Annotated in this window: 13 protein-coding genes and 1 pseudogene; 11 read left to right on the forward strand and 3 right to left on the reverse strand. The window is 37.7% G+C overall.

What is annotated here, in order from left to right; all coding sequences use genetic code 11:
* The first annotated feature begins 231 nt into the window (after window positions 1-231).
* From EUC40_RS03730 to EUC40_RS03740, 3 genes and pseudogenes are all read left to right on the forward strand, one after another.
* Window positions 232-462: pseudogene (locus EUC40_RS03730) on the forward strand (hypothetical protein).
* Window positions 463-815: 353 nt separating this feature from the next.
* Window positions 816-977 carry a hypothetical protein gene (locus EUC40_RS03735; RefSeq protein WP_167520134.1) on the forward strand — a complete coding sequence of 54 codons (162 nt, stop codon included), beginning with the start codon at window positions 816-818 and terminating at the stop codon, window positions 975-977.
* Window position 978: 1 nt separating this feature from the next.
* Window positions 979-1,239, forward strand: a complete 261-nt coding sequence (locus EUC40_RS03740) for a hypothetical protein (protein WP_156573741.1) — start codon at window positions 979-981, stop codon at window positions 1,237-1,239.
* Between the two features lie 267 nt (window positions 1,240-1,506).
* Here EUC40_RS03740 and rpsD read toward each other — a convergent pair whose 3' ends face one another.
* Window positions 1,507-2,109 (reverse strand): 30S ribosomal protein S4, encoded by a 603-nt coding sequence (rpsD, locus tag EUC40_RS03745; protein ID WP_071710345.1) that lies wholly within the window; start codon window positions 2,107-2,109, stop codon window positions 1,507-1,509.
* A gap of 399 nt (window positions 2,110-2,508) precedes the next feature.
* Here rpsD and megL point away from each other — a divergent pair, with 399 nt between their 5' ends.
* Complete coding sequence (gene megL / locus EUC40_RS03750; protein ID WP_071710346.1) at window positions 2,509-3,684, forward strand: methionine gamma-lyase; 1,176 nt, start codon at window positions 2,509-2,511, stop codon at window positions 3,682-3,684.
* 61 nt (window positions 3,685-3,745) lie between these two features.
* Here the strand turns inward: megL and EUC40_RS03755 are convergent, their stop codons facing one another.
* A complete protein-coding gene (locus EUC40_RS03755; protein ID WP_156573743.1) occupies window positions 3,746-4,225 on the reverse strand; it encodes a GAF domain-containing protein in 480 nt (159 codons plus the stop codon).
* A gap of 147 nt (window positions 4,226-4,372) precedes the next feature.
* On the opposite strand from EUC40_RS03755, the gene refZ reads away from it, so the two are divergent.
* Window positions 4,373-5,011 (forward strand): forespore capture DNA-binding protein RefZ, encoded by a 639-nt coding sequence (gene refZ, locus EUC40_RS03760; RefSeq protein ID WP_000814916.1) that lies wholly within the window; start codon window positions 4,373-4,375, stop codon window positions 5,009-5,011.
* An 11-nt stretch (window positions 5,012-5,022) separates the two neighbouring features.
* Here the strand turns inward: refZ and EUC40_RS03765 are convergent, their stop codons facing one another.
* Window positions 5,023-5,967, reverse strand: a complete 945-nt coding sequence (locus tag EUC40_RS03765; protein ID WP_156573745.1) for a DMT family transporter — start codon at window positions 5,965-5,967, stop codon at window positions 5,023-5,025.
* 124 nt (window positions 5,968-6,091) lie between these two features.
* Here EUC40_RS03765 and EUC40_RS03770 point away from each other — a divergent pair, with 124 nt between their 5' ends.
* The 6 genes from EUC40_RS03770 (at window position 6,092) to mbcS (ending at window position 13,580) form a co-directional block, all read left to right on the forward strand.
* Window positions 6,092-6,931, forward strand: coding sequence for a LysR family transcriptional regulator (locus EUC40_RS03770; protein ID WP_156573747.1), 840 nt, complete (start codon window positions 6,092-6,094; stop codon window positions 6,929-6,931).
* Between the two features lie 210 nt (window positions 6,932-7,141).
* Window positions 7,142-8,854: a septation ring formation regulator EzrA gene (gene ezrA, locus EUC40_RS03775; protein ID WP_156573749.1), complete on the forward strand. Its 1,713-nt coding sequence runs from the start codon at window positions 7,142-7,144 to the stop codon at window positions 8,852-8,854.
* Window positions 8,855-9,023: 169 nt separating this feature from the next.
* Window positions 9,024-10,166: a cysteine desulfurase family protein gene (locus tag EUC40_RS03780; RefSeq protein WP_071710349.1), complete on the forward strand. Its 1,143-nt coding sequence runs from the start codon at window positions 9,024-9,026 to the stop codon at window positions 10,164-10,166.
* Between the two features lie 6 nt (window positions 10,167-10,172).
* Window positions 10,173-11,387, forward strand: a complete 1,215-nt coding sequence (thiI, locus tag EUC40_RS03785; protein WP_071710350.1) for a tRNA uracil 4-sulfurtransferase ThiI — start codon at window positions 10,173-10,175, stop codon at window positions 11,385-11,387.
* A gap of 80 nt (window positions 11,388-11,467) precedes the next feature.
* Window positions 11,468-11,662 carry an alpha/beta-type small acid-soluble spore protein gene (locus EUC40_RS03790; protein WP_000168890.1) on the forward strand — a complete coding sequence of 65 codons (195 nt, stop codon included), beginning with the start codon at window positions 11,468-11,470 and terminating at the stop codon, window positions 11,660-11,662.
* Between the two features lie 331 nt (window positions 11,663-11,993).
* Window positions 11,994-13,580, forward strand: a complete 1,587-nt coding sequence (mbcS, locus tag EUC40_RS03795) for an acyl-CoA synthetase MbcS (RefSeq protein ID WP_071710351.1) — start codon at window positions 11,994-11,996, stop codon at window positions 13,578-13,580.
* Window positions 13,581-13,683: the final 103 nt, after the last annotated feature.

Consider the following 13,683-nt stretch of genomic DNA (forward strand, 5'->3'; position numbering starts at 1 on the left):
GGAATTTTGAGTGTTTTAACAATATGAAAACATGTATTACGGTTGTAGAGAATCCCGCTCTGTATGCTCTTCTTCTAAATTTACCCTTATTCGTCCCTCGACGTTTAGGTTTTTTTTATGCTTCTATAAACTCTTTATCAAAGAAGTTGTTTACGTAACTTATTATTTTTGTAAAGGTATTAACATGCCTCAAAGCGAACTTATCCACATTCCAATTGAAAGAGTGATTAAATGATAATCAGAGAAGGTATTGAAGTAACGAGCATTACTTTAGATGGTTATGAGTTCACGATTCCAGAAGGTTTTTCTGAGTTTTTACTTCGTGCTGGATATTGGTGAGTTGGTGAGGAAGTAGAAACGATTAACCGTGAAGAAATTTTGTTGAAATATGATAGAGAAGTTTTTGTGGAAAACGGGAGATTACACACGAGGATAATTTATAAAGGAAATAAAAAATCATGAATGAAAAGATGAGAGGATCTTATGGAAAGAAAAGAATGAATTATATTAGATAATCCGCCTAGTAAAGAAACAGCATTAAAGATGGCAGCGCTTTTTATGAAAACATCGGTTTCGCGTATATTAGCGGTTCGTAAAGCTGAACAAGAAAAAAGGGGATAAAGGGTATGGGAAATGAGAAAGGACAAATTATTCGTGATGAAAAAGGAATGTTGTAAAGGTAATTCTTACGAAAGAACAATGGAAAAGGTTCTTAACACCGTTGATACCAGCGGCAAGAGAATTAATCATACAAAGAAAATGTGAGTAAAGAAAGAAACAAAACGAATTAAAAAGTATGAATGAGGCTAATGTTAATGAATAACTGGACTATTGAGATTACAGAGGAAAAGCTACGTAAGTTAAAGCCAATATTCGAGAGTATCTTGTCTAGAGAACATGGTAAAACAATTAAAATCACGTCACTAACAATGGGTGGGATAATGATTAAAGATGAGGAATTGAAAGAAGGTAAATAATATGTTTGCTATTAAGATAGATGAACGTAAAATTGAAGAACTTTTCTTGGAAGAGATACGAAAACGTCTAGAGCAAATTGAACATAGAAAAACATTGTGGGATATGAAAGAATTATGTAAGCAAACGAGTATGAGTGAAAATACCATAAAGGATAAATTCTTTTACGACGAACGGTTTCCAAAATATAAGATAGGTGGAAAGTGGTATTTTCCAGCAGTAGAAGCAGAGAGTTTTTTGCTTATGTGGATAAAAGAACAATGAAAATTTTTGAAGAAAAGAAGGGCTTATAATTATTAACTACAAATAAGGTAAATGTACTATGAATCCATAGAGCTTTTTATTATTTTGTTTACACTTACTCATTTCTATACACACGCCAGCCTTATAATTTCTTGCCCCAAACTAGCCCCAGGTACATTCTTTTTGATGCTTTATTTTGCATTGTTAATACAACATAAAAAAAGCCCAGGCCCCTTGATAAACAAGGTTCCTAAGGCTTTTAATACGACTCTTTTCAGAGTACCGAGATTAACGAGAGTAGAACTCTACGATTAATGCTTCGTTGATTTCAGCTGGTAACTCAGCGCGCTCAGCGTGACGAGTGTAAGTAGCTTCTAATTTGTCAGCATCGAAAGTTAAGTATTCTGGTACGAAGTTGTTAACTTCGATCGCTTCTTTAACAACAACAAGGCTGTTAGATTTTTCGCGAACGCTGATAGTTTGACCAGGTTTTACACGGTAAGATGGGATATCTACGCGAGATCCATCAACTGTGATGTGACCGTGGTTTACTAATTGGCGAGCTGCACGACGAGTGCGAGCTAAGCCCATACGGTAAACTAAGTTGTCAAGACGAGCTTCAAGAAGGATCATGAAGTTTTCGCCGTGCTTACCAGGCATTTTACCTGCTTGGTCAAATGTGCGACGGAATTGACGCTCAGTCATGCCGTACATGTGACGAAGTTTTTGTTTCTCTTGTAATTGTAAACCGTATTCTGAAAGTTTCTTACGTTGGTTAGGACCGTGAGGACCTGGTGCGTAAGGGCGTTTTTCTAATTCTTTTCCTGTGCCGCTTAGAGAGATTCCAAGACGACGAGACAGTTTCCAAGCTGGACCTGTATAACGAGCCATAGTTGACTCCTCCTTTAAAAATGTTTTTATTTACGTAAAATAAAAACAGACGTAATCGATATTTACGGGCATTTTGTTTTCATGTACCTTCGCTCCAGCAGCAGGGAGTTACGAGATACACCTCCGTAGAGGAACAAAATACAAACGATAAACTCACATTACAAGGCTGCCTTTTTATTTTACACAAACGCTATTATATCTTTTACCCAGAGTTTCGTCAAGCGAGTACGTTTTTGTTTTATGCATATAAATTTTGGAAATTAACAAGAAGGAATTTAAAACAATATAAAAGAAGAGATAGAAACACAAATAAAACGCTTACATAAAATGCAGTAAAAACGTTCATCAAATTTTTGTTGATGGATATGCGGCAATAAAAACATAAAAGGGGATGTTTTTATGAAAAAGAAGCATATGGAGACAGCGTTAATTCATCACGGTTATACATCTGAGGAACATAAAGGGAGTTTAACACCACCTTTATTTCAAACGTCTACATTTACATTTGAGACTGCGGAGCAAGGTGAGGCGAGTTTTGCGGGAGTGGATCCGTCTTATATTTACTCAAGGCTTGGAAATCCAACTGTGAAATTATTTGAAGAACGTATGGCGGTGTTAGAAGGAGGAGAAGAAGCACTTGCCTTCGGATCTGGTATGGCAGCTATTTCAGCAACTTTAATTGGCTTTTTAAAGGCTGGAGATCATATTATTTGTTCAAATGGATTATATGGATGTACGTACGGTTTTTTAGAAGTGTTAGAAGAGAAGTTTATGATTACACATTCATTTTGTGATATGGAGACAGAAGAAGATCTTGAAAGTAAGATTCGTCCTAATACAAAGCTTATTTTCGTTGAAACACCGATTAATCCAACGATGAAATTAATTGATTTAAAACAGGTGATTCGGGTTGCGAAGCAAAATGGCTTACTTGTCATTGTTGATAATACGTTTTGTTCACCTTATTTACAAAGACCACTTGAACTCGGCTGTGACGCTGTTGTGCATAGTGCGACAAAATATATTGGTGGTCACGGCGATGTTGTGGCGGGTGTAACAATTTGTAAAACGAAAGCGTTAGCTGAAAAAATTCGCCCGATGCGAAAAGATATCGGCGGTATTATGGCGCCGTTTGACGCATGGTTATTGTTACGCGGATTAAAGACGTTAGCCGTAAGAATGGATCGCCATTGTGATAATGCAGAAAAAATTGTATCGTTTCTAAAAAATCATGACGCGGTAGAAGGTGTTTGGTATCCAGAAGGGGAGTTAGCATCTCGCCAAATGAAGCGGGGCGGCGGTGTGATTTCTTTTTCAATTAAAGGCGGAAAAGAAGAGACGCAAGCGTTTATCAATGATCTACACTTTATTACGATTGCGGTCAGTTTAGGAGATACAGAAACGTTAATTCAGCATCCAGCGACGATGACGCACGCTGCGATTCCGGCTGAGCTAAGAAAAGAAATGGGTATTTTTGATAATTTAATACGTTTATCTGTCGGTTTAGAATCGTGGGAGGATATTGTTTCTGACTTAGAGCAGGCGTTAAAGAAAATATCTACTGTGAATCAATAAAAAAGAGGGAACTATCGGTTTCGTACGTGATGTACTGAATCGATAACTCCCTCTTTTCTTGTTACATATGTTTTAGGAGTGCTTCCACAAACTTTTCTAAATAGTGCTGATCTACTTCGTCGAAACGATTTTTTTCGGGACTATCAATATCAAGTACACCGATGACAGTTCCTTCTTTCACAATCGGTACAACGATTTCTGAATTAGAAGCACTATCGCAAGCGATATGTCCTGGGAATTGATGAACATCTGCTACAAGCTGTGTTGTTTTCGTTTCAGCTGCCACGCCGCAAACGCCTCGCCCGAAAGGAATGCGCACGCAAGCAGGCATTCCTTGGAATGGTCCAAGAACAAGCTGATTTCCTTCTGTTACATAAAAGCCAACCCAATTAACGCGATCTAAAAATTGGTTTAATAATGCGGACGCATTTGATAAGTTTGCGACTACGTTTGATTCGCCAGTTAATAATGCATCCAATTGTTTAATTACTGTCTCATATTGCTGTTCACGAGATCCTGCATAACTTTCTTTAGTAAACATGGAAACAACTCCCTTTTTATCGAGATGTGTAAAATGTTAGCAAAATACGATGTATTTCACATGACTTTGTCGATAGAAAATTAAAGGAATTTGTCTTAAAAGTCAAGAAATTTAAACTATAGCTGTTCAGTGAGAGGAAGTGAGCGCATGAAACAGACGAAACAAAAAGTAATTGATGCGGCAATATCGTTGTTTAACACGAAAGGGTATGATGGAACGTCGGTGCGAGACATTGCAAAGCGAGCGGATGTGAATGTAGCCAATATTTCATATTATTTTGCTGGAAAGCAAGGTTTATTAGAACAGCTTATTACTGATTTTTTAGAGGGATATATTCATGTGATTGAAATGTCGTTTGAACAAAGAGAGTATTTGTCGGCTAAAGATGTGATGGTGCAAATGGTGCGCGGGATTTTACGATATCAATTTGAAAACAGGGAGCTGACACGTTTCTTCTACCGAGAGCTTTCGCTTGATACGACGTTAATTCGTGAAGTGATGACGATTTATTTTTCAAAAGAAAGATATTATATAGAGCAAATTATTAGGCAAGGGCAGACGAAACAAGAGTTTCAGAAGGTATCTTTTACAATGTTTATGACGCAATTAAAAGGCATGATGAATATGCCGTTTTTATATCCGCAATATATATCAGAAGTATTGCATTCGTTCCCGTCCGAGACATTTTTCTTAGAAATGTACACGAAAGAAATTGAGCAATGGATGGAACAGGCATTATGTAAAACGAATATGTATCAGGAATGGCCAAGAGCTGTTCATATGTGAAAAATCCCCACCTAACGAACTGAGGTGGGGATTTTTGTCGTTTCTTTTCTTTGCCATACATTGTTGCATAATAGCGCAATAATTGTTAATGAGGCGCCGACAATTTCAATTTTGTCGACTGTATAACCTCGAAAGATGGAACCAATAAGAGCAAGTACAGGAACTAAGTTCATAAATAATATGCCGTTAATAGATGAAATATAGCGATTTCCTGTGTTCCAGCAAAAGACAGCGATCACACCCGCGATAATCGACATGTAAAAGAGTTCAAAACGAACGCTCACAATTGTACGTAGTGACGGTACAGTAATGACGTTTGTATAAGTTAATACAGCGACAATAAAAACGAGTGAAATAGAGCCGAATAAACAAGTTAACGTCGTATATCGAAGTGGTGACCAAGATGGGAATTGAGCACCGCCGTTCGTGTAAATGACCCAGCAAGTAACACCACATAGCATAAGTAGATTTGTTGAGAAGTGACTGGCAGCTCCGAATAATAAGTGAATATTTCCCTTTGAAATGACAAGCATAACACCGATTAGTGCAACGAACATACAAAGGAATGTGTAGTTTTGTGGGCGTTTGTTTTTGGTTATCCACTGCAATAATAAAGCGATGAGCGGCATAAGAGACTGAATCATCGCGGCATGGATGGCTCCAGAAGGTCCGGCAAGTTGTTGGCCGTAAAAAACGAGAAATCCGTATCCTGCGAAACCGACTGTTCCATAAAAGAATAACGAAAGTGTTCTTTTTTCTAAGCGGAGCGAATGTGTTCCTTCAGCAATTAAGAGTAGTATAAGGAAAATAATAGCTGCTGACCCATATCTGATAGCTGTGAAGAAGAACGGATCGATGAATTGCAAAGCATTCGCCATTACTGGAAACATAAATCCCCAAGCAGTTACAGCCAGTAAGCATAGGGTGGATCCGAGTAGTATTTGTTTTTTGTTCAAGAGTATCTTTCCCCTTTACATTTCGTTATAGTAAGTTGATGAAATAAGTATAAAGAGTAATTGCTTATAGAAGGAAATACCGATTTTTTATGACAGTTATAACTTTTTGTTAGAGGTGTGTACGATGGATTTAGAGGCAGTACGATCGTTTATTGAAGTAAAGAACACGCGAAGTTTATCAAAGGCAAGTAAGCTTTTACATATTTCTCAACCGGCACTTAGTAAACAAATTCAAAGGTTAGAAGCGGATTTAGAGGTTACTTTACTAAGGCGTTCCGCGCAAGGAGTGGAGTTAACAGCGGCTGGAGAGTTATTTATAACAAGAATGTTACCGGTTTTGGAACAGATACAAGAAGTGAAAGCCGAAATGAAGAAATTTCAAGAGAAGCAGCACATTTCTATAGGCATATTGCCAAGTTTAGCAGCAAATTATATATCGAAATGTAAAGATATATTAGGTGACGGATTCGAAGTGGAATGGAAAATTGAGCATACGAAAGTACTAATGGGACTCTTTAAAGAACGGAAGATTGAAGCAATGTTCGTCGATTCAGTAGTAGAAGGCGCTACGTGTATAAAAGAAATACGAGAAGAAAAAATGGTTTGTGTCGTTTCAAATGATCATCTTTATAAAGTGAAAACAGTAATCCGAATGGAAGATTTGCAAAATGAAAAGTTAATCGTCTATCCAGAAATCTGTGATGTAAGGAAAATGATTACGAACATGTTTCAAGGGATAGGTGCGAAGCCAATTATTGCGTTTGAAACTTCTTATGCAGAGCCGATGCTTGCGATGGTCAGTGCTGGACTTGGTATTACGTTACTTCCAGAAATGGTAGTAGAGCAAGCGATAAAGCAAGGGAATGTGAATGCAATTCCTATTGAACCGCCACTTGTGCGCAAAATTTATTTCGCATCTCATATGGAAGAGAACCTGTTACTACAATCATTTGAGGATAGATAAAGGAGTAAGCGGAAGATTGAGAAAGATTACAATTGCATTGAAAGAAACATGAAATTTTAAAAAAAACTAGGTCAAAAACAAGCCATTACATGGTATGATTAGTACATTGTTAGTTGTTAAATATAGGGGAATTCCCTTTTTATACATAATGCCTTCCATTTCATAAACGGAACGGACAAAAAAAGAGATATAACTAGGAGGCTTTTTTGCATGGATTCTATCCTGACGATCGTTATCATTGTAGTAAGCTCTATTCTAGTGCTGCTCATGATAGAGCTTGTGATAAGAAATCGTTCATATAAAGATATTGAGGCACTGGAGCAGTGGAAACAAGAGATAAAAGATAAACCTGTAGCAGATGAACTAAAACGGGTAAAAGATTTAAATATGACGGGTCAAACAGAAGAACTGTTTGGTAAATGGCGTGAAGAATGGGATGAAATTGTATCAACAACCCTTCCGAAAGCTGACAAAGATTTAGCGCAAGCGCGAAAATTCGCCTCGCAATTCTCCTTCCGAAAAGCAAAGCATGCGATGAATGAATCCATAAGTGGTTTAGATGACGCTGATAATCGTATTACTGGCATTTTAAATGAATTACAGCAATTGTTAGAAAGCCATGAGAAAAATAGCTCGGAAATTGAAGGATTACGTGATACATATCGTAGTATGAAGAAGAGTGTTCTTGCACATAGACATATGTATGGAGCTGCTGAACAAAAAATCGAAGAGATGCTAGACGCTGAATCTAATAAATTCAAAACTTTTGAAGAAGCAACCGATAATGGTGACTATTTAAAAGCGAGAGAGATCGTTATTAGTTTGGAAGAAGGTTTAGCAGATTTAGAAATCATTATTCACCAAATCCCAGATTTATTGGTAGAATGTCAGGCGACATTACCAGTTCAGCTGGAAGATTTATTACACGGTCATAATGATATGGTAAGACAAGGCTATGTATTAGAGTATTTGGAAATCCCTAAAGAAGTTCGCGATATGACGACACAACTACACACATGTTTAATGGACATACAGGAGCTGCACATAACGGAAGCAGCTGGAAAAGTAGAAAACTTAAAAACTCGTTTAGATGGTTTCTATGATCAACTTGAGCAAGAGGTGCATGCGAGACATTATGTGGAGCAAAAAACACTTTCTGTTTATGAAGATTTAGAAGAGATTCGCACTGAAACAATTGAAACAAAAGCAGAAACACAACTTGTGAAACAAAGTTATCAGTTACAAGATAAGGACATTGAGTCTCAAAAAGTAATTGAAAAGCAAATGCACATTTTAACGAAACGTTTTGAAATGCTACAATTACGCGTTGCGGAACAAGATATTGCCTTCTCTATTATTCGTGAGGAACTAGAAGAGGTCTATGAGCAATGTGAAACGTTGAAAGTACTTCATGCAGAGTATAAAGAAATGCTACAAACGATGCGTAAAGAAGAATTTGAGGCGCGTGAGAAATTACAAGAAATGCGAAATACTATTTTCGAAACGAAGCGCTTTATGCAAAAATCGAATTTGCCAGGTCTTCCAGAGAGTATTATGGAAGATTTACAAAGAGGGCAAATGGCGATGCAAGCTGTTTATGATCAATTAGAAGTGAAACCGTTAAATATGAACGCTGTAAATAGTAGTTTAGAAGAAGCATACACAACTGTTAATGGTGTAGCTGAAATGACAGAAGAGTTAATTGGACAGGCGTATTTAGTTGAAAAATTAATACAATACGGTAACCGTTACCGCAGTCACGATGAGAACCTGGCAGAAAGTTTAAATTATGCGGAGAAATTATTCCGCGAATATCAATACGATGCAGCTTTAGAACAAGCGGCTTCTATACTAGAGCAACTTGAACCTGGTGTTGTTCAAAAAATAGCTGAATATGTAGACAATGAACAAACCCTTTCATAAAGGGTTTGTTTTTTTGTGTAATTTTGAAGACGATGTTGCTATAATGAATAGCGGAATACAGTAAGGTTGTTCGTTTGAAAATATAACGGAACCTTTGAGTAGTCTTAGCGTAATTACACGTATTTGTGATATGATTATATGATGTGATAGCGCTGAAAGGGGAAGAACGATGATCTATTTTGATAATAGTGCGACGACGAAGCCATATCCAGAAGCCCTTCAATCGTACGTAACGGTTGCTGGAAAATATTTTGGAAATCCTTCTTCCATTCATTCGCTAGGAGGAGAGGCAGAGCGTCTATTAACACAATCAAGAACAATTGCAGCGCAGCTCCTTCACGTTAAACCTTCTGAAATTATTTTCACATCAGGTGGAACGGAAGGGAATAACCTTGCGATTAAAGGGATTGCGATGAGGAATCGTTCGCGCGGCAAACATATCATTACAACGAATATTGAACACGCGTCTGTGTTTGAAGCATATAAGCAATTAGAAGAGCTTGGGTTTGATGTAACATATTTACCGGTTAACGAGCATGGTGTTGTATCGGTAGAAGATGTAAAGCAAGCACTTCGTGAAGATACGATTCTTGTGTCAATTATTCATGTGAACAACGAGACTGGAGCAATTCAGCCTGTTGCTGAAATTGGAACGTTATTATCGAATTATCCGAAAATAAGATTCCATGTGGACCATGTACAAGGGATAGGAAAAGTACCGCTTGATTTATACGCTTCTCATATTGACCTTTGCTCAATATCTGGACATAAATTCCATAGTGTAAAAGGAACGGGCCTTCTTTATGTACGTGATGGTGTAAGGTTAGATCCAATTTTATCAGGCGGTCAACAAGAGCTTAAATATCGCTCTGGTACAGAAAATTTACCTGGCATTGTAGCGATGGTGAAAGCACTTCGCATGACGATGGAACAAGTGAAAGAAAAGATAGCTCATTTGCAAAGTTTACAAACAGAGCTTGTCCGTTTCTTTAAAGAGATGGAAGATGTAACGATTAATACGTCGCTTGCATATGCAGCACCACACATTTTAAATGTATCGTTTGTTGGTTTAAAACCAGAAGTGGTCGTTCATGCTTTAGAAGAACACGGTGTTTATGTATCAACGAAGTCTGCTTGTTCTTCAAAAGCAAATGAAGTGAGCAGAGTGTTAGTGTCAATGGGAGTACCGCATGCCGCAGCTGCAAGTGCGATTCGCATTAGTTTGGCACCAGAAAACACGATGGAAGAAGTAAAACAATTTGAAGGTATTGTGAAAGAGACGATGCCAAAATTATATGAAGTGATGAGGTAAAGAAATATGATGACATATGAATATATTTTAGTGCGTTACGGAGAAATGACGACAAAAGGTAAGAACCGTTCTAAATTTGTAAGCACATTAAAAGATAACGTGAAGTTCAAATTGAAAAAGTTCCCAAATATTAAAATCGATGCAACACATGACCGTATGTACATCCAATTAAATGGTGAAGATCATGAAGCGATCTCTGAAAGATTGCAAGATGTATTCGGTATTCATAAGTTTAACCTAGCAATGAAAGTACCATCAGAATTAGAAGACATTAAAAAAGGTGCATTAGCAGCTTTCCTACAAGTAAAAGGCGATGTGAAAACATTTAAAATTACTGTACACCGTTCTTATAAGCATTTCCCAATGAGAACGATGGAATTATTACCTGAGATTGGTGGATACATTCTAGAAAATACAGAAGATATTACTGTAGATGTTCATAATCCAGATGTAAATGTACGTGTAGAAATTCGTAGTGGTTATAGCTACATCATGTGCGATGAGCGTATGGGAGCTGGCGGTTTACCAGTTGGCGTTGGTGGAAAAGTAATGGTACTTCTTTCTGGTGGTATCGATAGCCCGGTAGCAGCTTACTTAACGATGAAACGCGGCGTATCTGTGGAAGCAGTTCACTTCCATAGTCCGCCTTTCACAAGCGAGCGTGCAAAACAAAAAGTAATTGATTTAGCACAAGAGTTAACGAAGTATTGTAAACGTGTAACGCTTCACCTTGTTCCATTTACAGAAGTGCAAAAAACGATTAATAAAGAAATTCCATCTAGCTATTCAATGACGGTTATGCGCCGTATGATGATGCGTATTACAGAACGCATTGCTGAGGAGCGTAATGCACTTGCAATCACGACTGGTGAAAGTCTTGGACAAGTAGCGAGCCAAACGTTAGATAGTATGCATACGATTAACGAAGTAACAAACTACCCAGTTATTCGTCCGCTTATTACGATGGATAAATTAGAAATTATTAAAATTGCTGAAGAAATTGGAACGTACGAGATTTCAATTCGTCCGTACGAAGATTGCTGTACAGTATTCACACCAGCAAGCCCAGCTACAAAACCGAAGCGTGAAAAAGCAAACCGTTTTGAAGCGAAATATGATTTCACACCGTTAATCGACGAAGCTGTAGCGAACAAAGAAACAATGGTATTACAAACAGTAGAAGTAGTGGCGGAAGAAGAAAAATTCGAGGAACTTTTCTAAAACCATAAATTACCATATCTAAAATATGTATGAAGTCATGTTGTTTATCACACTCTATACTCACAAGGAGGTGATACAACATGGCAAGCACAAATAAATTAGCAGTGTCTGGTGCTCAAGCAGCATTAGATCAAATGAAATACGAAATCGCTCAAGAGTTTGGTGTTCAACTTGGAGCTGATGCAACATCTCGCGCTAACGGTTCTGTTGGTGGCGAAATCACTAAACGTCTAGTTTCACTAGCTGAGCAACAATTAGGCGGTTTCCAAAAATAATCCCATATATGATGGCTTAGAAAGAGCGGGTTCTCCCGCTCTTTCTTTTTGTTGTTTGTATCGTGATACATTTATCCCGCTTTAATGGGCAGTAAGACCCCCGCCTCAAAATTCAGCGAAAGCAAAGAAGTTAGGTGGGGGATTAACTGCCCATAAAAGTCCGATTGGTGAAAGCTAATAATCAGTGGGGGGATGAAGAAAACCCCCCACTGATTAAAGTTTCACTTTATTTCGACATAGACGTGAAAAATTTGTCAAAAGAAGAGGGTTCAAAATTAACTGAAAATTCTTTATTATAAAAGGGAGGCATAGAAATGAAGGAGGATATTTTATGAAAAGAGAGGAATTATTGGCGCCACCGTCTTATAACTTAGTTTCTGAAATAGAGAAATATACAGGTGATAAAGAGAAGCTTGCTTTAATTTGGCAAGATGATAAAGGGAATAGAAAAGAAGTTACATATTGTGAATTAATGCAAGGTGCAAATAAAATTGGAAACGCTTTTATAAAAAGTGGTTTACAAAAAGGGGACAAGCTTCTCATTATGATGCCGCGCTTAATTGAAGCTTATATGACGTATATTGCTGCAATTAAAGCGGGATTTGTTGTGATTCCAAGTTCGGAAATGTTACGCAAAAAAGATATCGAATATCGTATCGGGCATGGGGAAGTAAAAGCGATTGTAAGTTATGAACCGTATATTGGACAATTTGATGATATAGAGGCGATGGAATCTCTTCAAAAATTCGTCCTGAGCGAGCAGTCAGTAGATGGCTGGATGAATTTAAAAACAGCATTAGAAACAGAAAGCGATAGGCTAGAAATGGCGAAGACAGACAAAGAAGATATGGTCTTTTTATCTTATACGTCAGGGACGACAGGAAATCCAAAAGGTGTCGTTCATACGCATGCGTGGGCATATGCTCATTTACGTACGAGCGCCCCAAATTGGCTCGGAATTGAAGAGAATGATGTTGTATGGGCGACGGCTAGTCCGGGCTGGCAAAAGTGGATTTGGAGCCCGTTTTTAGCAACTCTCGGCTCAGGGGCAACGGGATTTGTATATCACGGTAAATTTGAACCGAAAACGTATTTGAATTTATTAGATGATAATAAAGTGAATGTGCTTTGTTGTACGCCGACTGAGTATAGATTAATGGCAAAAGTAGAAAATTTAAGTGAGTACAATTTAGAAGCGTTACATAGCGCTGTATCGGCCGGTGAACCACTAAATAGGGAAGTTATTGAAACGTTCCAAAGGCATTTCGATATTACAGTGAGAGATGGTTATGGGCAAACGGAAAACACACTACTTGTTGGGACAATGAAAGGGATGGACATTAGACCAGGATCAATGGGAAAACCGACGCCAGGCAACCATGTTGATATCGTAAATGAGGAAGGAGTTCCTGTACAACTTGGAGAAGTTGGTGATATTGCAGTTCACATTGAAACACCAGCCCTCTTTAAACAATATTATAAAGATGACGAGCGTACAGCGATGCAATTCCGTGGTGATTATTATATTACTGGTGACAAAGCGAAGAAAGATGAAGACGGCTATTTCTGGTTTGAAGGACGTGGAGATGATATCATTATTAGCTCTGGCTATACAATCGGGCCGTTTGAAGTAGAAGATGCACTTGTAAAACATCCATACGTAAGAGAATGTGCGGTTGTTGCAAGTCCAGATGAAATTCGTGGAAGTGTCGTGAAGGCATTTATTGTATTAAGAGAGAATATAGAAAAGAACGAAGAAACATTAATTCCAGTACTACAACAACACGTCAAAGAACTTACTGCACCATATAAATACCCTCGCAAAATTGAATTTGTAGATGAACTACCAAAAACGATTTCTGGAAAAATTCGCCGCATTGAACTTAGAAACCAAGAGATGGAGCTTCCTTCAAAATAATTTCGAAAATAGAGTAGTAAATAGTTGAATGAAATGTAAAACGTATGATAATATAAAAACGAACATAAGTTCGATTTTTATAAATTAAAAAAAGAGGTGTCCG

Source organism: Bacillus luti, assembly GCF_009739945.1.
Lineage (GTDB): Bacteria > Bacillota > Bacilli > Bacillales > Bacillaceae_G > Bacillus_A > Bacillus_A luti.